The sequence below is a fragment of the Paenibacillus sp. LHD-38 genome (genome assembly GCF_031157315.1).
Taxonomy (GTDB): domain Bacteria; phylum Bacillota; class Bacilli; order Paenibacillales; family Paenibacillaceae; genus Pristimantibacillus.
The window spans coordinates 24,163-49,049 of the sequence record NZ_JAVIFU010000017.1; the positions used below are offsets into that span (position 1 = coordinate 24,163).

The window sequence follows — 24,887 nt, forward strand, 5'->3', positions numbered from 1 at the left end:
CGCTTGGCTTATTTCCCCGAACGGATTCGTTTGCGCTCGGCCTGCTCCCAGCGGCGAAGCATAGGGTAAGGGTCGAACGACCACTCGATCAGTCCGCGGTCGCTGTAAACGCCGTAATGCAAATGAGGGGGGAATTTCCCCGAAGTGCCGGGCTTGCCGTATCCCGAGCTGCCAACCCAGCCAACGACCTGACCCGGTTTGACGACATCGCCGATGTTGACGGTTTTGTCGAAGCCGGACAGATGCGCGTAATAATGGTAAAAGTTGTTGAGATCGCGAATGCCGATCCGCCAGCCGCCATAGGGATTCCAGCCCTTTACTTCGACAATGCCGTAGCAGGTGCTTCGAACGGGCAGTCCGTGGTCGGCGAAAATATCCGTACCCTCATGCGTCCGTCTGCCGCCCCAGCTCCGGCCTGTTCCCCATGTGCTGTTATACGAATAGCGGGTGCCGATCGGAACCGGAAAAGCATGATCAAACAAATCAAGCCTGCCGAAAGCTGCATAAATACGGGCAAATTGCTGAATACGCTGCACGGAACGGTTATTTTGGTAATACTCCCACAGTCCGATTGAAAAATCGTCATCGGAGATGCCGTAAGCAGCAACGCGGCTAATGAGTGAATACAGAAGGTCAACGTCGCTTGTCCGCTCCGCCTGACCGTTACCGTCGCCATCCTGGCCGATGCCGTTGAAGAAACGTATCGAGGCGGGAGTGCTGTCCTCCGTGTTCGGATTAAGCGGGCCGGCCCAGCGCTCTTGATCAATAAATACGCCAACCGTGCTGCCTAGCATGGGTCGTGCCTTCGGCCGTACCTTGGACATCGATCGCTCATATTGATCGATCGCAGCAATCCAGTACCACGGCACATCGGTAAACAAGCTCAATTTCTCGTATAAGCCTCTTCTTGCGGGCAAAGGATCGGGCTCCGCTGCTGCCATTTGCTCATTTGCCGCTTCGGTCTGCCTTTTGATAGCAGGAGAGGCTTTTGCATGGCTGACTGGGAAGACCATGAGCAGCGATGCTGCGGTTAATGCTGCGACAACAGGTATAGCCAGTTTCAAACGTCTCACCCTTCCAAAAGCATGACGGTTATAACTTTATGGTTTGCAAATCATTGGTTTTTATACGAAATAGATCAACCATTATTGAACAGCTGACCGCGGAGGTACAGGTCGAGCATGAAAGCCGTCATTAGGAAACTGTTTCCGCTTGGAAACGAAATCCGCAGAAAGTGCTATTTTTATTGGAAACATGTTATAATAACCCCATGAGTTTAGGATTTATAAATGAACTTGAAAGCAGGTAATCCCTTATGAAACAAAAGGAAACACTTAAAAAGCCTGACTGGCTTCGTATAAAATTAGCGACAGACGGCAACTATGCCGAAATTAAAAATATGATGCGTACCAAAACGTTACATACCGTATGTGAGGAAGCGCGTTGCCCCAATATCTATGAATGCTGGTCGAATCGCACGGCTACATTTATGATTTTGGGCGATATTTGCACGCGCGCATGCCGTTTCTGCGCCGTTAAAACGGGCATGCCGACCGAGCTGGATTTGGACGAACCAGAACGCGTAGCAGAAGCAGCAGAGCAAATGAATTTGCAGCACTGCGTGGTAACCTCAGTCGCTCGCGATGATTTGAAGGACGGCGGCGCTTCTATATTTGCAGCAACGGTACACGCTATCCGCAAACGTATGCCGTTTTGCCGCGTCGAAGTGCTTATCCCGGATTTCCTCGGCAACAAGGATGCGCTTCAGATCGTAATGGATGCGAATCCTGACATTCTGAACCATAATGTAGAGACCGTGGAAAGGCTCTCGGACCGTGTTCGCGCTAAAGCAAAATACAGCCGTACGATGGAACTTCTGAGACGCGCTAAGGAAATGAAGCCCAAAATTCCTACCAAATCAAGCATTATGCTTGGCGTGGGCGAGGAGTGGGATGAAATTTTGCAAACGATGGATGACCTGCGTGCTAACGATGTGAATATATTGACTTTAGGACAATATTTGCAGCCTTCGCCGAGTCATTTGCCGATTGTACGTTATGTCCACCCAGACGAATTCGCAAAATTAAAAGAAGAAGGGCTGAAGCGCGGTTTCAGGCATGTTGAATCCGCACCGTTAGTACGCAGCTCTTACCATGCGCATGAGCAGACCGATTCGGCACACGCAGCGATTGCTGCAGATACCGTAGAAGCGGGATTCGACCGTGAGATATCCTCCGGTGCTTGCTCGAGCAGCATGTAACTGACGCTCAAGATGAGGTGGAGACCATGGCTTTGATTCATATCGGAGGAAAATCATACGAAATTGTACAAGAAAACAGGAATGGTTGGAATCCTGAGGCATTTCGCGATCGTTACAGCGAGGTACTGGAGCGTTACGATTTCATTGTTGGCGATTGGGGCTACAGTCAGCTTCGGCTGAAGGGCTTTTTCCGCGATAATCATCAGAAGGCAACAAAGGAAAGCAATTTATCCGGCATGCCGGATTATATCAATGAATATTGTAATTTTGGCTGTGCGTATTTCATTCTGGAGAAGACGCAGAGCACGCAGCGGGAGCCGGATGACTATGATTTGGATGCTGACGACCAGCGTCCTCGCATTGAAGCGGCTGATTTGCTCGCGGCAGCTGCCGGACTGGTAGAAGCTTCCGAGAGCTCGGTCGCTGAGAACGAAGAGGTGGCTAGCGCGAAGGAAGAACACGCTTTTCCATCGCATGAACGCCATAGCCGAAATCATAACCGTGAAAATCGCCATAGAAGCTCTAACCGCAGCAATAATGAAAACAAAGGCGGAAATGATGGCGCTAATGCCGGCGAGGGCCGGAACAACGGCGAGCAGCAGGGCAGCGGCAAGCGTGAACAGCAGCAGCGCAAAGGCGGCTACAAAGGCAATGACCATCGCGGCAAAAAGCCGTTCCGGCTTGCAGCTAGCGAGACAGCAGCGGCATCCGCACCCGCTGAAACGAATCGACCAAACAAAAAAGACACGGAGCGCCATTAGCTGGCGCTGCAGTGTCTTTTTTTTGCGGCAAAGGGATCGTAAACTTGAATCTCTTAACGCACGTCATAACCTAGAAAAGCTTCCCGGACCCGATTCCAGAAAGGGAAAGGACGGTATCTTGCAAAGCTGACCTTGCGGCTGGATACGCTGCAGCGGATCGAGAGAATATCGCTGCGCCTAATGCTGACATGATCAATGGTGAGCTGAAGCCGCTGCTCTTTTTTTGAGATAATATCGCAATGATGATGCTGCGGCAGCAGCACGGATGAGCCAAGCGTACGGTAAACGCGATTGTTAATTGAAGCGATCTCGGCAATTTGCAGTGATTCTATCGATGGATGGACAATGGCGCCGCCCAAGCTTTTGTTATATGCGGTGCTTCCGGAAGGGGTCGAAATTACGATGCCGTCACCCCGGAACATCTCGAACATTTCGTCATTGATATTGATTTGTGCCACCAGTGTTCCATCCACGCCCTTGAGCGTAAATTCATTCAATGATAAATAATGCCGGGATTCGGTCGGCGTCTCAAGCTCAATCTCAGCGAGCGGATATCTGACAATGCGCGGCGTTTCCTCAGCCATCATTTTCACAAGCTCCTCGAGCTCGTCTGCCTGCCAGTCGGCATAGAAACCAAGATGGCCGGTGTGTATCCCAACAAATGCGACATCAGTAATTTGATCCACATATTTATGAAAGGCAAGCAGAAGCGTTCCGTCTCCTCCGATGGAAATGACAATCTCCGGTGCTTCTTCATTCCGATTGAAGCCGCGCTCCGCCGCCAATATGTGAAATTTCTCCGCTAACGATTTGGATAAAGCATCGCCTCGATCAATAACCGCATACTTCAAAGGTAAATCTCCTTCCGATCTCCATAGTACTTAAGATGATAAAGGAAAATGCCTTTAAATTCAATGCGCCGCGGTGCTCTGGCAGATCAAAATGAGCGAATCAAGGACCGAGCCAGCCCCAAAGCAAGTAAACCAAAGCCATCGCAATAAAACCATGCAGGAGTCTGGCAAAGAAAAAGGGACGATAGCGTAAATCGGTCCTGCTGAGCAGGCTCGCAATTTGAGCATGCACCGAAAGTCCGCCCCAAGAAAGAATCCAGGCAGCAATCGCGGCCTGATGCATAAGTCCCGTGCCGGCTGCCCCGGCAGCACGAGAGCCAAGCGTTACTTCAAATAAACCGAATATGCCGGCGTCTGCAAGGGGGGCTGGCAAACCGATAAGCACAAATAAATAACGCAGCGCATGCGCCATGGCTGCTACGATTCCGGCATGGGTTAGCATCTCCATGACAACAGAGAAGAAGACAACAAGTCCGCCGACTACGATCATTAGCCGAAGCGCAGATTGAATCGAGTCCTGCAACAATCTTCCTAGCCCTCGGCCATCCAGCAAACGCGCTTCATGCATAGCTTTAAGCGCGACTGCAATTCTTGAAGGCCTGCGTTTTTTCGGACCGCTCGTAACATCGACGTTTTTCTTCGCTGAAGACGGCGCCGCATGCCGATCATGAAAGCGCATGAGGAAGCCGATCACAAGTCCGCCCCCATAGTGGGCGGCAGCCAGTACAGGCGCAAGCGCGACATTGTGGAAGAAGCCGACAGATACGGCTCCGATTAGGAATATAGGATCAGAGGTTGTCGTAAAAGCTACAAGCCGCTCGGCCTCCGCCCGGTTAACGAGCCGCTGCTCCCAGAGCTGTGCGGTAAGTCTGGCACCTACAGGGTAGCCGGATATATAACCCATCGTCACAATAAACCCGCCGATGCCTGGAAGGCGAAATAAGGGCTTCATTAAGGGATCCAGCAGTTTTCCGAAAAAATGCACGATGCCGAAGCCAAGCAGAAGTTCTGAGATCACGAAGAAAGGGAAAAGCGCTGGAAAAAGCACCTGCCACCAGATGGATAAGCCGCGCAGCGAGGCACCCAGCGTCTCCGTTGGAAAGACGGTCATTAGAAGCGCGATAAAGAGGGCGCAAAGGGCCGTTATGGATAACGGATGGATAAATGTTCGCAGCAAAAAGACCGCCTCCTATTAATGGGGAAAGGGAATGCCTGCATGTGAACGATGAGGCCGTACAACCCTTCCTACACATATATGTTCAAACGTGGACATCCATCACTTCCGGTAAGTTAAAAATAAAAACAAGCTAAAAAGAAAACGCTTGCAAAACACTGGATTCCTGCATTTTTTATGGTACAATAGAATTACCTTAGAACGGTTGGAGTGATGAGTATGAGTATAATCGCTGGCATCTTGGTATGTGCTTTCGTCTATGTCATTCGAGAATCTCTTACAGCACCTGGGGAAGAGGACTATGAAGGTTGATAGGTAATACGCACTATATGACGAGTCCCGCATATATACATTGCGGGCTTTTTTTTGTTTTCAGTAAAAAAAAAATTATGGTATAATACTAAATACCTACAAATTGGAGATGGTTCTGACGATGAATAGGAATATAAGCCTTTACGAAGCACTTGGTGGGCCTGGGACTTTAAAGCTAATCGTTGAATCTTTTTATCCGAAGGTACAAGCTCATCCTCTAATTGGGCCTTTGTTCCCGGAAGATATTGATCCTGTCATAGAGAAACAATATTTATTTTTAACTCAATTTTTTGGAGGTCCTTCTTTATATTCAGATGCATATGGACATCCCATGATGAGAGCAAGGCATTTACCGTTTCCGATTACCCCAGAGCGGGCCATGGCATGGCTGGACTGCATGCGAAGAGCTTTGCAGGAGGTAGGCATAGATGAAGAGCTTCAGCACATTGTAATAGAAAGACTATCCGGACCTGCACACCACTTTGTAAACACATCTGAAGAGGAGACGTGATCGAATGGAACCGCTCTACCAATCAAAAATCGTATGCATCTGCTGTGAATTTACGTTTATGACATCTCGCGTTAGACCTAGCTTTAAAAGAGCTGCTAAGGTAGATACAGACTTTTGCGGATATTATAAAACAGAAGTGAACCCTGACTTTTACGTGGTCCGGGTTTGCCCAAATTGCGGCTTTGCCTCGACTGAAAATGGTGTAGAGCGGTTGAACGATCAACAAAAGAAGGAATACCACGAAAAAATCGGCATTCGCTGGCAAAAACAGGATTATTGCGGTGAGCGTAACGCGAAACAAGCTATGGCGAGTTATAAGCTGGCTCTTCTCTCTGGACAAGCAGTAGGAGAAAAGGATCGCGTGATTGCGGGCATTTTGCATCATATTGCGTGGCTCTACCGTTATGAAGCAAATCAAAACGACGAGAAACGGTTTTTGCGTTTTGCGCTTCAATCCTACATAAGGGTATATGAAGCAGAGGGCGTAGCACTTAATAACGCGAAGCTGATGTTTCTGATCGGGGAGTTGAATCGCAGAATCGGGGAAATGAACGATGCTGTGCGGTGGTTTTCCCGCGTCGTCAATGATAAGAAAATCGTTGATGCCGCAATGATTCGCGCTAGCCGTGAACAGTGGCAGCTTATTCGTGAAGAGATGGAAGCCAGATCAAAAAACGGATCCGGCGACATCTCTCAAAGCGATAACATGAGCATGACGGAGCAAACGATTTCTACATCCGCTTAGCGGAGTTCTTTCCGGAGGACGCGGTCTGTTAACAAATAGTCGCGGTCTGCGTCCACGATTGTTACTTTGTTTCGACAGCATGGAAAAACGAGCAGCCGTTTCATGCCATCCTGTATGTCCTGAAGCTCAGCTGGCCTTACAGGGAGCAGCACGTTGTCTGCATCGCAAAACGGACAGCTGGCTACATAAAGGTCGCCCATAATGACGTCATAAGGCCATGCTTTTTCAAACGGAATCATTCCTTCTTATCGCTTTCGGGCGCTGCCGGTGAATCGGTTTTGGCTAGCTCTGCAAGCTTTTGCAATAAGATATGGCGCGGCATATGCATGAGATGCTCTATGGGTACGCCAAGCTGCTCGGATAGCTTAATGGCAGTATCAGCCGAAATTTGCAACGGTTTAGACATGGTGAATTTCCTCCAATCTGGATATAATTAAGTTATACACTGCCGAGAAGGTTTGCGCAAATAAAAACGCGGCCTCATCTTGGCTTTTTTTATTACATATCACTGCGGAACGGCTGCTTATACCTTAGATGGATGCGACAGCCGTTACGCTAGTGAAGGAGAGGATGGAAGCAGATGAAGCAGGGATATCCGCAAAGCTGGGATTTGGATGTTTTTTACGAGGGGGGCTCAGGTTCGGCAGCCTTCCAGGAAGAGCTTAAAGGCATGGACGAAGACATTACGAAGCTGGCAGCCGCAATGTCCGAGGAGGCAAGCGCCGGCGGCTCAGAAATCGCCGCGATGACGGAGCTGATGCAAAGCGTCATCATAAGGCTGCGGCAATCGGAGTCGTTTGTTTCCTGCTTATTGGCTCAAGACATCAAAGATTCGGCAGCCAATGCGCGCGGTGACCGCGTGAAGACGCTTGGTGCCAAGCTGCTCGGCGTACTTACGCGTTTTGATAATATGCTGCGCGGATTGAATGACCTTGAATGGTCGAAGCTGTTCGAAAACGAAAAGTTGGCTGAGGTAGCTTTTAGCCTGGCTGAACGCCGCGAGCTTGCTAAGCAAAAGATGGCTCCGGAGCTGGAAGCTTTAGCAGGAGATCTGGCGGTGGACGGCTATCACGGCTGGGGCGATTATTATAATGTTATCGTGTCACGAGCTAAGTTTACCGAAATCGACAAGGATGGGAAGAAAAATATTTTATCCGCTGGTCAAATGCATAACCGCCTGTCTGACGGCGATCGCGAGGTGCGGAAGGCTGCATTTGCAGAATGGGAGCGTGAATGGTCAGAGCAAGCAGACCTGTGCGCCGAGACACTGAATCGGATTTCCGGCTTCCGCCTTAAGCTTTATGACAAGCGCGGCTGGGAATCGGTGCTCCAGGAGCCGCTGCAAATGAACCGTATGAGCGAAGCGACGCTGCAAGCGATGTGGGATGCCATACAGGAAAGTAAACAAGTGCTTGTCCGTTATTTAGAGCGCAAAGCGAAGCTGCTCGGTCTCGAGAAGCTGGATTGGCATGACGTGGAAGCGCCGATCGGCTCCGCGACAAAAATAATTCCTTATGACGAAGCGGCTGCCTTTATCATTGAGCAGTTCCGCTCGTTTAGCCCGGAGCTGGCGGATTTCTCAGAGATGGCCTTTCGGGAAGGCTGGATTGAAGCCGAGGATCGTCCCGGCAAGCGCCCGGGCGGCTTCTGCACGTCTTTTCCAAAGAGCGGCCAAACTCGTATTTTCATGACCTATTCCGGCAGCGCATCAAATATTTCCACGCTTGCGCATGAGCTCGGCCATGCTTACCATCAGCATGTGATGAATGATTTGCCGGCGCTTTCGCAGGAATACGCAATGAATGTAGCAGAAACGGCTTCAACATTCGCGGAGCTGATTGTATCTGACCGTGCGTTCAAGGCAGCAGTAGAGCCGGAAGAAAAGCTGGGATTGCTTGAAGACAAAATTCAGCGGTCGGTGGCCTTTTTTATGAACATCCATGCCCGGTACTTATTCGAAACCCGTTTCTATGCGCGCCGTCGCGAAGGCTTGGTGCCAGTCGAAGAGCTCAATGCGCTGATGGAAGAAGCGCAGCGAGAAGCGTATTGCAATATGCTGGGCGAGGTTCATCCGCATTTTTGGGCTTCGAAGCTGCATTTCTACTTAACGGATGTGCCGTTCTATAACTTCCCTTATACGTTTGGTTATTTGTTCAGCGCTGGCATTTATGCCAAAGCCTTGAAGGAAGGGCCGGATTTTAAAAACCAATATGTCGCTTTGCTGCGCGATACCGGCAGAATGACCGTCGAGCAGCTTGCAGAAGCGCATCTTGGCGTCAACGTAGAGGAAAAGGATTTCTGGCAGGAGGCTGTGGCGCTGACTGCAGTTGATGTAGAGCAGTTTATTCAAATGACAAACGAATAGGCCTTCATTGATTATTCAACATCGACCGGACAGCCGGAGACAAGGGGAGCATTCTTGTCTCCGGCTGTTTTTTTGCTAAAATGAATCTAACCCAAAACGTAACGGAGAGGCGGAGTTAAATTGGCTAAGCAGGCAATCAATCAACAGAACAGCATTGGATTTATCGGAACAGGGATCATGGGCGCGAGCATGGCGGGACATTTGCTCGATAACGGATATAAGGTGAATGTGTATAACCGAACGAAATCGAGAGCAGACGGTTTGCTTGCAAAAGGGGCTGTTTGGAAGGAGTCACCTAAATCGGTTGCGGAGCAATCGGATGTCATAATTACGATGCTCGGTTATCCCGCGGATGTGGAGGAGGTTTACTTTGGGGCCTCAGGTCTGCTGCAGCATGCACGGCCAAATGCGATATTTATCGATATGACGACCTCAAGCCCGTCACTCGCAAAACGCATTGAGCTGGAAGCTAGCAACAAAGGATTGGCGGCGCTCGATGCTCCTGTCTCCGGGGGAGATGTGGGAGCTAGAGAAGCTAGATTATCTATCATGGCAGGAGGCCAGGAGGAAACCTTTGAAGCCGTAATGCCTTTATTTGAGTTGATGGGCAAAAATATCGTATACCAAGGCGAGGCGGGCTCCGGGCAATTTACCAAAATGTGCAATCAAATCGCGATCGCCTCCAATATGATTGGTATCAGTGAAGCTCTTGCCTATGCGAAGCGCGCGGGGCTGGAACCAAGCAGGGTTCTGAAAAGCATTGAGGCGGGCGCAGCAGGCAGCTGGTCTCTATCCAATCTCGGTCCACGCATCATTAACGGGGATTTTGCGCCGGGCTTTTATGTAAAGCATTTTATGAAAGATATCCAAATTGCCCTCGAGTCTGCTGATGAGATGGGACTTCCGTTGCCAGGACTCGCGTTGGCACGTACCTTATACGAGCAGGTCATTGCGCTTGGGGAAGAGGACAGCGGTACGCAGGCGTTGTACAAAGTAATCTTTAAGCCGTAAGTCTACTATTTATTGTACACATTGCGTTAATATGATATATTATTTCTCGAATAATGGTGCTATTTCGTTTTAATATGACTCATATAAAGAATGGAGGAGAGTACGATTCAATTATCCACTCGGCAGTTGGAGCTTCTTGAACTTGTGAAGAGGCATGCGCCGATTACCGGTGAACAATTAGCAGAATATTTGGGTGTCAGCAGGCCGACGCTGCGCTCGGATTTATCGCTTCTCGTCATGCTTGGTTTACTCGATGCGAAGCCAAAGGTCGGTTATTTTCTAGGCAACACCTATCGATCAAGCGGCGAGCCTTTGCAGCAATTCAACAAAATGAAAGTGAGAGAGGTACAGGGGGTTCCCGTCAACGTGCCTGACTCCTTATCGGTACATGATGCCGTTATCACTTTGTTTACCGAGAATGCGGATACCCTCTTAGTCGTCAATGAACAGAAGAGGTTTGTTGGAATCGTCACTCCTAAGGATTTGCTCAAAATAACATTAGGCAACGCAGGCGCTTCGTCTATCCCAGTCAGTATGGTAATGACCCGTTATCCGAATATAGTGATGCTAATGCCCGATGATTCCGTAATGGATGCGATCCGAAAAATGTCGCTCCATCAGGTGGATTGTCTGCCAGTCATTGTTCCTCGCGAGGAGCAAGCTGCTGATCCGGAAGTAACCGGCTGGGTATCGAAGTCGAACATTATACGTCTGATGGCGGACATCGCGATGGATGGGGAATTGGGGGAGCCAGAGTTATGACACAGCAAATCATTTATGTATGCTCCGATGCTGTCGGTGAAACGGCAGAAGCGGTGGCTAAGGCAACTCTGCGTCAATTTTCATCGGAGCATGTAAAAATTAAGCGGTACGGACATATCAAGTCCGAGGATGAAATATTGCGGATTGTCGCTGAAGCTCTCAGCACGGGAGGTTTTATCAGCTACACGCTTGTTCAGCCGGAGCTGCGGGAGCTGATGAAGGAAGAGGCGCTTAGGGCGAGTGTACGAGCCGTCGATGTCATGGGCCCGATGATGCAGGCTTACGTCGATACGTTCGGCAGCTTCCCGAAGCGGGAGCCTGGACTGCTGCATTCGATCGATGATGCCTACCATCGCCGGATGGATGCGATCGAATTTGCGGTAAAATACGACGACGGCAAGGACGCGCGGGGCTTTATGCAGGCGCAGGTCGTGCTGATCGGCGTTTCGCGGACATCGAAAACGCCGCTAAGCATCTTTTTGTCCCATAAGGGGATTAAGACGGCTAATTTGCCTTTGATGCCGGAGGTTAATCCGCCAGAGGAGTTAAAGCCTGCTCCCGGACGGCTTATTATCGGATTGACGATGCAAGCAGAGCATCTGCTGGAAATTCGTTCCGAGCGGCTGAAGACGCTTGGGCTGCCGGCAACTGCGCAGTATGCAACGACTGAGCGGATTCAAGAGGAGTTGGATTATGCCGAAGCGGTTATGAAATCCTTGAATTGCCCGGTTATCGATGTCACAAATCGGGCAATTGAAGAGACTGCTGGCATAATTACTGAATGGCTTAACAAATAAATGGCTATACCGATAGAGACAAGGGGGATTCTAAATGGATAGAACGTTTGTAATGGTTAAGCCAGATGGTTATGCTCGAGGTTTGGTAGGTCGAATTGTCGCGCGCTTTGAAGAGAAAGGCTTTAAGCTGATCGATGCGAAAGTGATGCAATTGTCAAGAGAGCATGCGGAGCATCACTATGAACATTTGCGCTCCAAAGTGTTTTTTGACGAGTTGGTCGATTTTATTGTTTCTGGACCAATATTCGCGATGATATGGGAAGGCAAGGATGCTATCAAAAACGCCCGCGGGCTTATAGGCGCAACGAATCCGTCTGACGCGCTTGCTGGGACGATTCGCGGCGATTTTGCAATCGATGTAGCAAGTAATATCATCCATGGCTCAGACTCCATAGAAAGCGCAGAACGGGAAATCAAACTTTTTTTCCAATAGACAAAGGGAGATGACCGGATATGAAATTTTTCTTGGATACAGCGAACGTAGAAGAAATTAGACGGATTGCCAAGCTAGGGCTCGTTGACGGGGTAACGACCAACCCTTCGCTAATTGCGAAGGAAGGACGGGATTTTAAACAAGTCATCCAGGAAATTTGCAGTATAGTGTCCGGTCCGGTCAGCGCTGAGGTTATAGGTACGAAGGCCGATGATATGCTTAAGGAAGCCTTCGAAATTGCAGAATGGGCTCCGAACGTAGTCATAAAGCTGCCGCTTACGGAGGACGGCTTGTATGCAACCCATGCGCTTGCCGAGAAGGGAATCCAAACGAATGTAACGCTCGTTTTCTCGGCAGCGCAAGGGCTCATGGCGGCAAAAGCAGGAGCAACCTTTATTAGTCCATTCGTTGGCAGGCTGGATGATATCGGCGTAGAAGGATTGAAGCTGGTACGTGATTTGAATGCCATTATTCGTAACTATGGATATTCAACCGAAATTATCGTTGCGAGTATCCGTCATATCGGTCATCTTGAGCAGGCCGCTATTGCCGGTGCGCATATCGCGACAATCCCGGGCTCGCTTTTACCGTCGCTCTGGAAGCATCCGCTTACCGACATCGGGATCGAGAAGTTTTTAAGCGATTGGGGAAAACAGAAGTAAATTCCTTGGTTGACGAATGGAATCAGGGTATGGTAAATTTTATACAAAGTTAACGATCAAACACGGAAGCACCGTAAAAGGACGCAGGTAACTGCGCCTTCTACGGTGCTTTTTTTGTGTTTACGTAGCTGAAGGGAGGAGATTCGGCGTGAACAAATATCAGCTGGGAGTGGCAGTAAAGGATCCGGAATATTTGAAACGGCTAGCCGATTATATCCGAGACAGCAAGCTCGGCGAGCAATGGCAGGTCGTCGCGTTTACGCATGCGGAGGCATGCAAGCGCTATGTGCAGCAAGGTTACAAAATGGATATATTGGCAGCACAGCCCGAGCTGCTTGCCGAGATGAAGGCAGAGCTCCCGAGGCTGCCGGTTATTGCGCTCGTATTGAAGCTCGGTGAAAGCCAAGAGGAGCATGAGCTGCATCAGTATCAGCCGCTGCCTCAACTGCTGCAGCGCTTATCCGAGATTCATGCCCGGACTGCGGATCATGCAGGTGCAAGGAAATTGGCAGTCGATGAGGAAAGGGCAGCCGGTGTAAGGGTAATTTCCGTATACTCGGCATCCGGCGGTACAGGAAAAACGGCATTGGCACTGCATCTCGCGCATGCTGCGGGCACGCATCGCCGCCGAACGTTTTATTTGAACCTCGAGCGATGGAACTCTTCGGCGGCTTGGCTTGGCACGCTGCAAAACGGCAATGGGGATCCTATGGGAGCAACAACAAAAGAGGAAGGCCTGTCCGAGCTGTTGTATAGTCTTAAGGCGCAGCCAGAGCAAGCAGTAAAGTGGCTTATGGAGCATCGGAAGCGGGATACGCAGCTAAAGGGGGATTACTTGGCAGTTTGCACGAATCTGGAGGATCGATTGACATTATGCGAGGAAGATGCGCTTGGCTTGGTGGACGCAATTTCTCGAAGCGGACAATATGATGTCATTATTGTTGATTTGGATAGCGACCTGGAAGGCATGCATTTGGCTGTTTTTGAGAAGTCGGATCAGGTGCTGTGGGTGTTGAATGACAATGAATCGGTTAGAAATAAGCAAAAGATGGCACAGCGCTACGGTGAGCAAAAATGGAACGGTCGATTTAAACGATTATCTCAGAAATTCATAGTTGTAAACAATCAGGCCGCTCGAATCGGGCAGACGGCACAGCGTGGCGAGAAGGACACTATAACCGATGCTATATTCCAGCTGCCGGAAATTCAGGAATGGCGCGGAGCGGGCAGCGTAAAGCTGCTGTCGTCGCCAATATACAGGGCTGCGGCAGACAAATTGTTCAGGCAGCTTATCCCGGAAGGAGAGAGCATGGTTGCTGAATGATGAAACGGTATTGGAGCTGCGCAATAAAATCCGGTCGAAGATAGATTTTAGCGGCGCTTTATCGGATGACAGCCTCATGCGAATCGTTGAAGAGATCGTATTCGAATGGTGCGAGCGTAATCCGCTCACAGCAACCGGTAAAGTGCAGCTGGTTCGCAGGCTGTTTCATTCCTTTCGGGGTTTGGATATCCTGCAGCCGCTTATGGAGGATGCCTCAATCAGCGAAATCATGATTAATCATCATGCGGAAATTTTCGTTGAACGGCGAGGAGAAATGTCACTGCTGCCGGTGTCCTTTGAAAGCAGGGAACGGCTGGAGGATTTGATTCAGACTGTGGTTGCGAGCGTAAATCGTGTCGTTAATGAATCATCCCCGATCGTTGATGCGAGGCTGAAGGATGGCTCTAGGGTTCATGTGGTGCTGCCGCCGGTGGCATTAAAGGGACCCTGCATGACCATACGAAAGTTTCCTGAACAGCCGCTCGCGATGGAGGAGCTAGTTTCTATCGGATCACTGTCGGTCGAAGCGGCGTCATTCTTGCAGGAGATGGTCGGAGCAAAATACAACATGTTTATAAGCGGCGGAACGGGAACAGGCAAGACGACCTTCCTCAACGCATTATCGCAATTTATTCCAACGGATGAGCGAATCGTAACGATCGAGGATTCAGCGGAGCTGCAAATTCGATCGATTCCGAATTTGGTGGCCATGGAGACGAGAAATGCAAATACGGAGGGGAAAGGAGAGATTACGATCCGAGATCTTATCCGCGCCTCGTTAAGAATGCGACCGAACCGAATTATCGTAGGCGAGGTACGCGGCGGGGAAGCGCTCGATATGCTGCAAGCACTCAATTCCGGACATTCGGGAAGCATGTCGACGGGCCATAGCAACGGAGCAAAGGATATGCTGGCCCGACTTGAAACGATGACGCTCAGCGCAGCCGAACTTCCTGTTCTGGTCATTCGGCAGCAGATTGCGTCTGCGATTGATCTCATCATCCATTTATCGAGGTTTCGGGATCGTTCACGGAGAGTGACGGAAATATGCGAGATCGTTGGCATGGCTGACGGTGAAGTCATGTTGAACCCCCTATTCCTTTTTGAGGAGGAAGGCGAATTGGACGGCAAGGTTGTCGGCGGCCTCAAGCGAACGGGGAATCCGCTGGTAAGACTGGACAAGCTGATAATGGCAGGAAGTAACAAGAGTGGAGGTGCAGTGGTATGAGCAGCGTCAGCAGCTTAGGAAAAACGGAGCAGCTGTACCGTTCGCATGGCGGGCGGTTGCAGCGGGCGTTTGCCTGGTGCGGATGGGAGAATGAACAGGTAATGGCAAATATCCGGGCCGGGCGAATGCTCACGGATTACGGGCATTATCACCTTAGCAGAAAACAGTTTATATTCGCAGCGATAGCTGCCGGTTTGATTATTTACATGGCAGCCTATCTGTTCTATCATTCGGCACTGGTATCTTTTGCTGCCTCAGGTTTTGGCATAATCGCTCCCCGTTTCAGACGCAGATCGCTTTTGCAGCAGCGTAAAGAACGGCTGAAGCTGCAATTTAAGGAGGCGTTATTCTCACTGACCTCCTCTCTCGCGGCAGGGCGGTCGCTAGAAAATGCTTTTCTAGCGACCCTCGATGATTTAAAGCTGCTGTATCCGGATCCGCGTACGGAGCTGCTGCTGGAGTTCCAAATCGTTCGCTTCCGCTTAGAAAACGCAGAGCCGCTTGAATATGCATTGCGGAACTTCGCTGATCGGGCTGGAGTCGATGAAATTAATCAATTTGTCGATGCACTGGCAGCCTGCAAGCGCTCGGGCGGAGATTTGCTGGAGGTGATGAAAAGAACCTCGGTCATCATCGGTGAAAAGCTGGAGATTGAGCAAGAGATTGCCGTCATGATTGCACAGAAAAGATTCGAAGGACGAATTATGATGGCGGTGCCTTTTGTTTTCCTTGCGTTTCTAAGCTTGGCTGCTCCTGACTATATGGCTCCCTTATACGGGGGAATCGGTTATTTATTGCTGACGGCTGCTTTGCTGCTGCTGCTCTTTTGCTTCTGGGCAATGGCGAAAATGATGCGTATTCAAATGTAGCAGAGAAGGGAGTAAGGAGAATGACCGCAGCGATAGCCGCCATTACGTTAACGGCAATTTGGCTTTATCTGACCGGCAAAGAGGCGCTGTATGCCATTTGGACCCAACTAAGAAGCAAGAAACACGGTAGCGAATTATCGAGCCGCCAGCTTAAGCAGCTTAGCTTAATCGCCCCCTTCCTGCGTGTGCTGGAGCGGTATAAATTGTTCGATACGCTGCATCTGCCTATGGGCAGCTATCATATGAGGCTGCTCCTGCTGATGGATAACGCTTGGACGATTGAGAAAACAAAAGCACAGGCTGCAGCCTCCTTAGGGACTGGATATGCCGCGTTAACGGGATGTGCTTGGCTGAGCCTGCTGGGGCAGGAGCCCATTCTGCTTGCAATGGGGGCCGTGTTTGGCATCGTGCTGACGATACGCCCCTTTGCGGAAGCGGGCAGAAAGGTTGAGCAGCGCAAGCAGCAAATGATTATCGAGCTCCCTGATATGCTCAGCAAGCTGATGCTGCTCGTAGGCGCGGGTGAAACTGTGCAGCAAGCGTTGGCAAGATGCTTAGAAGGGAAAGCAGCAGAGCTGCACCCGCTTTATAAGGAGTGGGGAGATGCGGTATCGATGCTCCGCAACGGGCAATCTTTCAGCACGGCCATGGAGCGATTCAACCGGCGCTGCGCGGTACAGGAGGTTTCCGTATTCACTACGGTGCTGCTGCTCAATTACCGCAGAGGCGGGGAGCATTTTGTACTTGCTTTGCGGGAGCTGTCTTATACGCTGTGGGAAAAACGCAAAGCAATTGCTAGATCCCGAGGGGAGGAAGCATCCTCCAAGCTCGTATTTCCGTTAGTCGGCATATTATTAGTGCTTATGGTTTTGGTAGCTGCGCCTGCAGTGCTGCTCATGTCTTAACCAACAATAGAGAGGAAGAGGAAATATGAAGAAGCTAGGACAAGCAATTCGGTCATTTTGGGAAGAAGAAGACGGTTTGGGAACGCTGGAGATCATTTTGATTATTGCGGTTGTCATTATTATTGCGCTGCTGTTTAAGGATTGGATTATTGAATTGATCGAACGCCTAATGGGTAAGGCGGATGATGAGGCGGACAAAATTTTCAGTTAGCAGGTGGCATGTATGGGCAAGCGGAGGATGGGGGCGAGGCTGCTGCGATGGCTAAGAGGGGAGCAGGGCAGCTTTACGCTGGAATCAACGATCGTTTTTCCAATGCTTTTTGGTCTCATTTTATTATTTATTTTGTTCGGCATGTATATGTATCAGAAGGTTGTGCTCTATTATGCCGCGTCGGCAACAGCTGAACGTGCTGCTTTTAGCTGGGATAACAGCTTTCGTGAGGCCAAGACCGGCATGCTGAATGCTTCCGTTTATGACGGTTTGTATTGGCGAATGGGTGAGGATAGGCTGCTTAGCGGCTTATTTGGAACAAGAGAAGATCATGCTTCTGCTGAAGTTGCAATTCCGCCCGCAAAGACTGGTGAGGCAGCCAAGGACGATTTATCTGAGCGGAAAATGGCGCAATCCGTAGAGTGGATCGGACAAGCTGCTTTAGCCTATAAAGGACAAATAGGCTATTCTCGAAGTGTCGTGAAGAGAGAGATCCAGGTTAAGCTGAAGTTTCCCTTATCGAATGAGCTTGCGGAGCAAAGCTGGCTGAGGCGAGTGCCCAAAACGGCAGCGACAGCTTCCATCGTTGATCCTGCTGAATTTATTAGAAGCATCGATCTAGTGCGTTATTACGCTGCGAAATTCGCGAATCGGACGGGCGGAACGGGGCAAGCGAAGCAGCAAGCCGGACAGGTGCTTGCTGCGTATAAGGAAGCTGCCGAGGCGCAAAATCCAAAATAATTCATCCGTACTTGCGGCAGTGTGGCAACAATGGAGGTGCAGGGCGACTATGAACGTAAAGAAAAAATCAATGTTCGGATCAATAGGATTCAAAAGCCGCTTATTGTTTGGAGAGGATGGAGCTGTAACCGTGTTTTCTGTCCTTGTTTTATCCTCGTTATTATTGTTTTTTTCTTTGCTTATCGATTATGCGCGTATTGCTGCTTTGCACAAGCTGACGGAGGATGCCGTACGGTCCAGCGTTCGCTCTGTCCTCTCTGCCTATGACGCTGTCCTATATGAGCGATATGGATTGTTTGGCCGCGGCGGAACGGAGGGACAGACCATCTTCTCAGAAACGATGAATGCGAATATTGAAGGCATAAAAGGCTTATCCAATCAAGGGATGAAGCTGATACGCATGAAGGCAGAAAGCTCAACACTGCATAATGCATCGTTTCTGGGAAGTCACGATGTATTTGGGCGGCAGGTGCTGGAGGAAATGAAATATAAGGCACCTATTGATTTTACGTTGGAGCTTGCCGCTAGATTCGCCCCAATGGCAGGCGCTTTGAAAGAGGCCTCCGTGACGATCGGCCTGCTTGAGAGTATGCGCAAGCTTTATGAAAGGCGCGAAGCTCATTTAAGCCAGGTGCTTCAATTGCAGGAGCTGGCGGCGGCAGTAATGAGAGACAGCGGAATAGATTTAATGATTCCGGTCCAGATGAATGCTGGCGCAGCAGCGGGAGATACCGCCTTAGGCATTGCTGGGGAATATCATGATTATGCAGCCCGAGTCATGCAGGAGCAATCACCTGAAAACGCGGGGGGACCGGAAAATTCTAAAGCGATAGAAGCCTATGAGGACAAGGCCAGAGTATTTGCAATAGAACTTCGCCGAATAAGCGGTGAAATGCTTCAACGTCATGTGAAGCTCCAAGGAGATGCGATCAAGGAACTGGAAGCTGCAAGAGCATTAAATGAGGACATGCAGCGGCTTGTTCTACAAGCGAATCAGCAAGCTGACCGTGGAGGTTATGATGCTGTAGCGAAGCAAAAATCTGCAGGAGCGGTACAGCATGCTGTACCCGCTGACTCGGCTTCCGATATTGAACAAATAAGGAAGCAAGCAGACGATCTTGTAAAAGAGGATGCGTGGTTTTCCGCTTACCGGCAAGAGCTGGAGACGCAAGGTACATTTGCGGCGGCTCTTGATATGGAAGCGGGCAGCTATCAAACGAGCAGTTTGGCATCATTGGCTAAGCCAATTACGAATCAAACGGCGGATACCCTTCTTGAAGGCGTTGCAAGTCTGCGGCTTGCTTATGGAAGCTATGAAGAGAATTATATTCGTCCTGCCGCCATTATTACCAGCCGAAAAAGTACGCTCGAACAGGGAGAGGTTAAAGCTAAGCTGAAGCAGCAGGGAGAGCAGGCTGAATCACTTTGGAAACAGGCGCGCGGCCTGCTCCATGGCCTTACGGCTATACCGCAAACCGAGGAGCATCAACAGGTATTTGAACAGGTGAAGCAGCATTACAGCGACAATCTTTTGTTTAATGAAAAGTCAGATGAGACGGCTGACACTCTATCAGACTTGGAGCAAACAAGCGAGGCCCATGAGGCTGCGAAGCGCTCTGCATCCGTGATGGACGGAATATTTTCAGGAATGGCCGGAATGCTGGAGCAAACGAGAGACACGCTTTACTACGGTGAATATGTGATCAGTAAGTATCCCTCGTTCGCGCCGCAGCATCTGCGGTCTATGATAATGGAGGGGGACGTATCGGAGCTGTCGCATGCGGTTTCTTTCAATAATCAGGAAGCGGAATATATTATTTACGGCTTTCACAATGCTGTGGGAAATATTGCTGCCGCTTACGGGGAACTGTTTGCTGCGAGGCTTGCCGTGAGGACGATGGAAGGGCTGCTGGCAAACAGAACACTTGGTCATCCCTTGCTTATTTTGTCGGCGGCGCTTATTTACGGTTTGGAGAAAAGCATGGAGGATATGCTTGCCTTTACGGAGCGAGGGTCGGCGCCGTTATCCAAGTACGTAAACATTGAGCTTTCGTACACGGATTATTTGCGGATTTTTGCCTTGATGCACGGTGCGGGCGACAGCGCAAGCCTTGCCCGAATGATTGCGGTCATTGAACAAAACAGCGGGACGGTGCTGTCGGCCGTACCAAGCGGGGTAAGTGGCGAGGCTGACGTTTCTACGGAGCTGTGGTTTGTGCCAGGCTTGATGCGGGTGCTTGGCAGGATTGGACTTTTGGATGGAAAGGTTGAAGGCAACCGTTATGAGACGACACAAACCATTGGCTGGTCCTATTAAACGCCGCAAATCTGCGGATGAGCAAGGCTCGATCGTCGTAGAGGCAGCATTGGTCATGCCCATGGTCATCGTGATCTTGCTTGTGTTTGTCATGCTTATTCGTCTCTGTGCGGTGCAAATGGCCCTTCATTCGGCAGCCTCCCAGTCGGTCAGGCAAATTGCGGCTCACATTCATCCGGTAGAGCTGGCTTGGCAGCAGGCGGCAGCAAGTATTCCAGCCCCTTCGCAAACGCTTTTGCCCCTTTCATCATGGAGCGAAATTGCGGCGGAAGCCACGGAATGGCTGCCATCGCCTGCCGGTCCGTTTATATCATCAACACTGCGGGGGGATTTTCGGCCGCTTCAAAATATGGCAGCAACGGAAATCGGACGCGCCGTTGTTGAACCGCTAATAAGAGACTTTGCGGATGCTGCGATTATTGATCCCGCACGGATAAGGCTAAGCTGGCTGGCCCTACCCGATTTTGAAAAGGCGAACGAACCGTATTTGGCCATTGCGGTGGAATACGATTTTCCGTTAAAGCTGCCTTTTTACCGCAAGCCGATTGTGCTAAAGGAGCAAGCTGCTGAGCGAGTTTGGCTCAGTGATGCCGCCGCGGCAAGGTATGGCGCGGGTAGCGGTGAACAGGAAAACCTGCCGATTCAAATCGTGTCGATTGAGCCATCGCCGATTCGTCCGGGCAGAAAGGCTTCCGTAACGGTGAAAACATCGCCGGGGGCCGTTATATCCCTTGGAGTTATGTATAAAAGCGGATCAAGCAAAGCCAAGCATCTGGGGGAGGCAGTTGCAGATGCCGACGGGTACATTAAGTGGACCTGGCATGTATCCGGGAACACTACGCCTGGCGTGTGGGAGCTTGCCGCCTCTGAGGCGAGTAAAGAAGAAAATCAAGTGTCGATGCATTTTGTCGTAGAGAAAAGCAGCGGAAATTAGCAAGCTAAAGAAGCTGAGGCAGGAGGAGCACGAGTGGAATTCATTCAGACAGCTGCAATCATTGTCCTTTTGATATTGGCATTTATTACGGATATAAAAGCACAGATTATTCCGAACCAGCTCACGATAAGCTTTTTTATTGCCGCGTTTATTTATCAAATCGCAACGAACGGACTGGAAGGAGCAGCGGCCGCAGCTTTAGGGGCAGCCGCAGGCTTTGTTCCTTTGCTTTTGCTGCATTTAGCAAAAGGAATAGGTGCAGGAGATGTAAAGCTATTCGGTGCATTGGGCGCTTGGGCAGGGGTTTTGCCCGTACTGCAATTGCTGTTGTATGCCATTTTGTACGCGGGAGTCATTGGTTTAATTCTAATCCTTGTGAACCGTCCTTTCGGGAAGAGAGTGACAAATGGCGTTGCCTCGTTTCTAACACCCGATGCAGGCCAGAGAAGGCATCAGTGGCTGCAGTGGGCTGAGTCGGGCAAGAAATTTCCGTTTATGCTGGCGGTTGCTCCAGCCGCTGTTACGGTATGGTCTGTGTTTAATTAAGCCGATAGACTGGAAAGGTGGGCCTCAGGAATGGAACGCTTTCGAATTGATTTTGCCATGAATCAGGGACATGAAATGATGATTGACCGTGAAAGCGGAATATACAGGAGCGAGCTTGATGAAATAGAGCTTCATATGCTTCAAAACGAACGAATTCCTTACCTGATCCCTATGGATTGGTTTGAGCTGGATACTAAGGTGACGTTCCGCTACAAACTGTCTGGTATGAAAATGCTTCTTCACAGGCTGCAGCAGCAGCCGCTTACGATGGAGCAATATTATATGCTCATTTTGGGCGTGGCGGATGCGCTCTATGAGTGCAAGCACTATATGCTGCGGCCTGAGGGGTGCCTGCTGGACGAGCAGTTCATTTTTATCGGTGAGAAGCTGCATGATATACGTCTTGCTTATTTGCCGATTATAGGCGATGCCGGAAAACATGCGATGGGTGCAGGTGACCTTCTCTCTTTAATTGTAAGATTCACGTCCTATATCGAACAGATCGACGGAGAAGGCTTAAAGCGGGTGCTGCATCATTTAACGGGCAATAAATGGCCGCTGGAGGAGCTGCGTTCTACACTGTTGGATTTAATTGGAGAAGCACCGCAAAAACTGAATAGCGCAGCAGAAAATTCGGAGCAAATGCAGCAGAAACAAAAAGCGGTTGCAACGGATAAAAATTCGTGGACTGGACATCAGCCTCGGATTGAATATCCGGTCGAGCCAATAAGGCCAATACCACAAGCGCCTAAGCAGCAGATAAGCGAACCGGAAGTGTCTCCATTTATTTCTGGGCTATTGGATGAGTCTCGTCATCAACAAGCCGCTTCGTTAGAATATGCCGAAATGCCTGCATATTTAGGGGAGGCAAAACCTGATACGAAGAAAAAGTGGATCGGAACGGCAGCGCTGTTTATAGTGATTGCTTGTACTTGGCGTTTTGTCTATCTGGAAGCCGCAACGAGGCAAAGCCTGCTGCTCAGCTCAGGCATATCCTTGCTGATGATTGCCATTATCCTAATGGTGTGGTTGAAAGGAACGAATCACAGTGAATCCACGGGGGAATTGGCATATGAGCCGGATCAGTTAGAGCAAAGTGCAGAGTTATATCAAGGAATGGCCCATTTATATGCGCAGCACGGGGATGATCAATCATCATCTCAGAACTCGTCAGCTGATCATTTTGAAGCGGGGAACGATCCTTCTGCATCGAATCTGTATGTGGTTGCCGCTAATCCTATTTCACGTATCGGTGAGCCGACCGTTCTGCTTAGTCCTGAACAACAACCGGAGCATAGAAATGAACCGGTAATCTGGCTGCAACGAAGCTGGGAGGGTGAGCAAACAAAGTTGGAATTAACCGTGAGTTGTTTTAAAATCGGCCGGATCGGCGAGAAGGTAAGCTATGCGGATTGCGCAAACGGTGTATCGCGTCTTCACTTGGAGATTGAGAGCAAGGAGGGTGAACACAGGGCTAAGGATCTGGGGTCAAGAAATGGAAGCCTGCTCAATGGACAAACGATGATTCCCTATAAAAGCTATAGGTTATCGATAGGTGATATTATCCATTTAGCAGGCGAGCAAGGACCTTCTTATGAGTTGAAATCGAGTTGAAAAGGTTATCCGCGTCCGACTAATTCATTCATGGCGCTGTCAACAGTCGGATATCGGAAGGTGAAGCCGTTCTCAAGCGCTTTGCGCGGCAAGGCCATTTGCCCATCCAGCAGCAGCGTAGACATTTCGCCGAATAAAGTCCGCATGAGAAAAGCAGGAACGGGAAACCAATGCGGCCTTCCCATTGCTTTGCCGATGGCGCGCCCGAAATTGTCGTTGGTTACAGGATCGGGCGAGCAGCCGTTAACCGCTCCTTGAATGTTATCATTGTCCAAAATAAACAAGATAAGGTTAACCATATCCGTGAGATGGATCCATGACAGCCATTGCTTTCCGCTGCCAATTTTTCCTCCGCCAAACAATCGATAAGGCATTGCCATTAAAGGTAATGCACCATCTTTCTTATCCAAAACGACGCCTACACGGAGCTTTACAAGCCGTGTTGCAGGGATAAGGTCAGCGGCTTGCTCCCATTTCCGTACCACTTCGGATAAAAAATCAGTTACCTTCGTCGGGCTCTCTTCATCAAAAATGCCGTCTGATGAAATGCCATACGCTGAGATGCCCGATGCGTTAAGGACAAGCGGCGGCTTATGCTTGAGCGCTGTAATCAGATTAGTTATGCGGGCTGCTGCCGTTATTCTTGAATCCATAACGCGCTGCTTTGCAGCTGATGTCCAGCGCTGGTTGATGGATTCGCCTGTGAGATTAACTATGGCATCAATGCCTTCCAGTAAAGAGGGAGAAGCTTCAAGCTCGCTCCAGGTCAATCGGTTTAGACCGGGACGCTTGGGCTCATTCTCTGAGCTCTTTCTAGAAATAATCCATACTTCATCTTTTCTCTCCAGCAGCGCCTTTGTCAGCGCGCTTCCGATAAAGCCTGTTCCTCCGGCTATAGCAACCCGCATTCCTAATCGCTCCTTAAATTCACTCTTTACTTCACCTGCTCAATTTTTACGAGCCAATTCTGTTTAATTGTAGGATCACCCTCGATTTCTTTCTCCGTATACTCAAATTTCACTTTTGCATCATCTGGCATGGTCTCTAAAACGGTCTTCAACTCATCGGTAATTTGCAAGGGAATTACTCCTGAAGCTGTTTCAATTTCTATAGAGTGCGAGTCGCTTAGACCGCTGTAGGTTCCTTCGTTAACTTTAATAGGATCTGCCGGTTCTTCCGTTGCGCTGCTGTTGTCAGGGGTATCGCTTGGTTCCGCAGTCGCAGTCGGCTCCGGTGCTGATACATCAGGCTCAAGAACACCGCTTTCTTCAGGCAAGTCGCTGACAACCGGAGATTCGTCCACAGTACCTTGTTGATTGTTTGCGTTTGTTTCTTGATTGGCATTGGTTCCACCGCAAGCTGCAGTTGCAAGCATCACAGCTAAAAGAACGGCTCCTGCTGTTGCTTTCGTTGTTTTGTTTTTTCTTCGCTTTGATGAGTTCATCATGAGAACCACCTCCTGCATGTATTAACGAAATTGACGAGGGATAGGTTACATTTTTATATTTAACCATAAAATAAGAATATGAAGCTTTCATTACGTTTGCTGATTCT

At 49.7% G+C, this 24,887-nt stretch carries 27 protein-coding genes; 20 read left to right on the forward strand and 7 right to left on the reverse strand.

Annotated features, from left to right (window positions below; genetic code table 11):
• Window positions 1-8 precede the first annotated feature (8 nt).
• Entirely contained in the window at window positions 9-1,064 is a 1,056-nt protein-coding gene (locus RCO25_RS16010) for a M23 family metallopeptidase (RefSeq protein WP_308997145.1), read from the reverse strand.
• Between the two features lie 251 nt (window positions 1,065-1,315).
• On the opposite strand from RCO25_RS16010, the gene lipA reads away from it, so the two are divergent.
• Window positions 1,316-2,260, forward strand: coding sequence for a lipoyl synthase (lipA, locus tag RCO25_RS16015; protein WP_308997146.1), 945 nt, complete (start codon window positions 1,316-1,318; stop codon window positions 2,258-2,260).
• 26 nt (window positions 2,261-2,286) lie between these two features.
• Window positions 2,287-3,021, forward strand: coding sequence for a YutD family protein (locus RCO25_RS16020; protein ID WP_308997147.1), 735 nt, complete (start codon window positions 2,287-2,289; stop codon window positions 3,019-3,021).
• 53 nt (window positions 3,022-3,074) lie between these two features.
• On the opposite strand, the gene RCO25_RS16025 is transcribed toward RCO25_RS16020, so the two are convergent.
• Window positions 3,075-3,872: an NAD kinase gene (locus RCO25_RS16025; RefSeq protein ID WP_308997148.1), complete on the reverse strand. Its 798-nt coding sequence runs from the start codon at window positions 3,870-3,872 to the stop codon at window positions 3,075-3,077.
• Window positions 3,873-3,972: 100 nt separating this feature from the next.
• On the reverse strand, window positions 3,973-5,049 hold the full coding sequence (gene ylbJ / locus RCO25_RS16030) for a sporulation integral membrane protein YlbJ (protein ID WP_308997149.1): 1,077 nt from the start codon (window positions 5,047-5,049) through the stop codon (window positions 3,973-3,975).
• A 430-nt stretch (window positions 5,050-5,479) separates the two neighbouring features.
• Here ylbJ and RCO25_RS16035 point away from each other — a divergent pair, with 430 nt between their 5' ends.
• Together RCO25_RS16035 and RCO25_RS16040 are read left to right on the forward strand one after the other, a co-directional pair.
• Window positions 5,480-5,869: a globin domain-containing protein gene (locus tag RCO25_RS16035; protein WP_308997150.1), complete on the forward strand. Its 390-nt coding sequence runs from the start codon at window positions 5,480-5,482 to the stop codon at window positions 5,867-5,869.
• 4 nt (window positions 5,870-5,873) lie between these two features.
• On the forward strand, window positions 5,874-6,614 hold the full coding sequence (locus tag RCO25_RS16040; protein ID WP_308997151.1) for a DUF2225 domain-containing protein: 741 nt from the start codon (window positions 5,874-5,876) through the stop codon (window positions 6,612-6,614).
• On the opposite strand, the gene RCO25_RS16045 is transcribed toward RCO25_RS16040, so the two are convergent.
• Both RCO25_RS16045 and RCO25_RS16050 read right to left on the reverse strand, forming a co-directional pair.
• Window positions 6,611-6,853, reverse strand: coding sequence for a hypothetical protein (locus tag RCO25_RS16045; protein ID WP_308997152.1), 243 nt, complete (start codon window positions 6,851-6,853; stop codon window positions 6,611-6,613). The genes RCO25_RS16040 and RCO25_RS16045 overlap by 4 nt on opposite strands.
• Window positions 6,850-7,020 (reverse strand): YycC family protein, encoded by a 171-nt coding sequence (locus RCO25_RS16050; protein WP_308997153.1) that lies wholly within the window; start codon window positions 7,018-7,020, stop codon window positions 6,850-6,852. The genes RCO25_RS16045 and RCO25_RS16050 overlap by 4 nt, the downstream gene beginning before the upstream one ends.
• 174 nt (window positions 7,021-7,194) lie before the next feature.
• Between RCO25_RS16050 and RCO25_RS16055 the strand changes: the two genes are divergently transcribed.
• The 16 genes from RCO25_RS16055 (at window position 7,195) to RCO25_RS16130 (ending at window position 23,333) form a co-directional block, all read left to right on the forward strand.
• Window positions 7,195-8,979, forward strand: coding sequence for a M3 family oligoendopeptidase (locus RCO25_RS16055; protein WP_308997154.1), 1,785 nt, complete (start codon window positions 7,195-7,197; stop codon window positions 8,977-8,979).
• Between the two features lie 120 nt (window positions 8,980-9,099).
• Complete coding sequence (locus tag RCO25_RS16060; protein WP_308997155.1) at window positions 9,100-9,990, forward strand: NAD(P)-dependent oxidoreductase; 891 nt, start codon at window positions 9,100-9,102, stop codon at window positions 9,988-9,990.
• Window positions 9,991-10,080: 90 nt separating this feature from the next.
• Window positions 10,081-10,752, forward strand: coding sequence for a CBS domain-containing protein (locus RCO25_RS16065; RefSeq protein ID WP_308997156.1), 672 nt, complete (start codon window positions 10,081-10,083; stop codon window positions 10,750-10,752).
• A complete protein-coding gene (locus RCO25_RS16070; RefSeq protein ID WP_308997157.1) occupies window positions 10,749-11,549 on the forward strand; it encodes a pyruvate, water dikinase regulatory protein in 801 nt (266 codons plus the stop codon). Before RCO25_RS16065 ends, RCO25_RS16070 begins: the two co-directional genes overlap by 4 nt.
• Before the next feature lie 34 nt (window positions 11,550-11,583).
• Window positions 11,584-11,982 (forward strand): nucleoside-diphosphate kinase, encoded by a 399-nt coding sequence (gene ndk / locus RCO25_RS16075; protein WP_308997158.1) that lies wholly within the window; start codon window positions 11,584-11,586, stop codon window positions 11,980-11,982.
• Window positions 11,983-12,002: 20 nt separating this feature from the next.
• Window positions 12,003-12,644 (forward strand): fructose-6-phosphate aldolase, encoded by a 642-nt coding sequence (gene fsa / locus RCO25_RS16080; protein WP_308997159.1) that lies wholly within the window; start codon window positions 12,003-12,005, stop codon window positions 12,642-12,644.
• Between the two features lie 148 nt (window positions 12,645-12,792).
• Complete coding sequence (locus tag RCO25_RS16085; protein ID WP_308997160.1) at window positions 12,793-13,968, forward strand: P-loop NTPase family protein; 1,176 nt, start codon at window positions 12,793-12,795, stop codon at window positions 13,966-13,968.
• A complete protein-coding gene (locus RCO25_RS16090; protein ID WP_308997255.1) occupies window positions 13,961-15,196 on the forward strand; it encodes a TadA family conjugal transfer-associated ATPase in 1,236 nt (411 codons plus the stop codon). Before RCO25_RS16085 ends, RCO25_RS16090 begins: the two co-directional genes overlap by 8 nt.
• Complete coding sequence (locus tag RCO25_RS16095) at window positions 15,193-16,065, forward strand: type II secretion system F family protein (RefSeq protein WP_308997161.1); 873 nt, start codon at window positions 15,193-15,195, stop codon at window positions 16,063-16,065. Before RCO25_RS16090 ends, RCO25_RS16095 begins: the two co-directional genes overlap by 4 nt.
• A 20-nt stretch (window positions 16,066-16,085) precedes the next feature.
• A complete protein-coding gene (locus tag RCO25_RS16100) occupies window positions 16,086-16,970 on the forward strand; it encodes a type II secretion system F family protein (RefSeq protein WP_308997162.1) in 885 nt (294 codons plus the stop codon).
• A 25-nt stretch (window positions 16,971-16,995) separates the two neighbouring features.
• Window positions 16,996-17,181 (forward strand): Flp1 family type IVb pilin, encoded by a 186-nt coding sequence (locus tag RCO25_RS16105; protein ID WP_308997163.1) that lies wholly within the window; start codon window positions 16,996-16,998, stop codon window positions 17,179-17,181.
• A 12-nt stretch (window positions 17,182-17,193) separates the two neighbouring features.
• Entirely contained in the window at window positions 17,194-17,922 is a 729-nt protein-coding gene (locus tag RCO25_RS16110; protein WP_308997164.1) for a TadE/TadG family type IV pilus assembly protein, read from the forward strand.
• Window positions 17,923-17,971: 49 nt separating this feature from the next.
• Complete coding sequence (locus RCO25_RS16115; RefSeq protein ID WP_308997165.1) at window positions 17,972-20,239, forward strand: hypothetical protein; 2,268 nt, start codon at window positions 17,972-17,974, stop codon at window positions 20,237-20,239.
• On the forward strand, window positions 20,205-21,173 hold the full coding sequence (locus RCO25_RS16120; RefSeq protein WP_308997166.1) for a TadE/TadG family type IV pilus assembly protein: 969 nt from the start codon (window positions 20,205-20,207) through the stop codon (window positions 21,171-21,173). Before RCO25_RS16115 ends, RCO25_RS16120 begins: the two co-directional genes overlap by 35 nt.
• 33 nt (window positions 21,174-21,206) lie before the next feature.
• Entirely contained in the window at window positions 21,207-21,719 is a 513-nt protein-coding gene (locus RCO25_RS16125; protein ID WP_308997167.1) for an A24 family peptidase, read from the forward strand.
• 30 nt (window positions 21,720-21,749) lie between these two features.
• Entirely contained in the window at window positions 21,750-23,333 is a 1,584-nt protein-coding gene (locus RCO25_RS16130) for a DUF6382 and FHA domain-containing protein (RefSeq protein WP_308997168.1), read from the forward strand.
• 5 nt (window positions 23,334-23,338) lie between these two features.
• Here the strand turns inward: RCO25_RS16130 and RCO25_RS16135 are convergent, their stop codons facing one another.
• Together RCO25_RS16135 and RCO25_RS16140 are read right to left on the reverse strand one after the other, a co-directional pair.
• Window positions 23,339-24,241, reverse strand: coding sequence for a TIGR01777 family oxidoreductase (locus RCO25_RS16135; protein ID WP_308997169.1), 903 nt, complete (start codon window positions 24,239-24,241; stop codon window positions 23,339-23,341).
• A gap of 26 nt (window positions 24,242-24,267) precedes the next feature.
• A complete protein-coding gene (locus tag RCO25_RS16140; protein WP_308997170.1) occupies window positions 24,268-24,780 on the reverse strand; it encodes a hypothetical protein in 513 nt (170 codons plus the stop codon).
• Window positions 24,781-24,887: the final 107 nt, after the last annotated feature.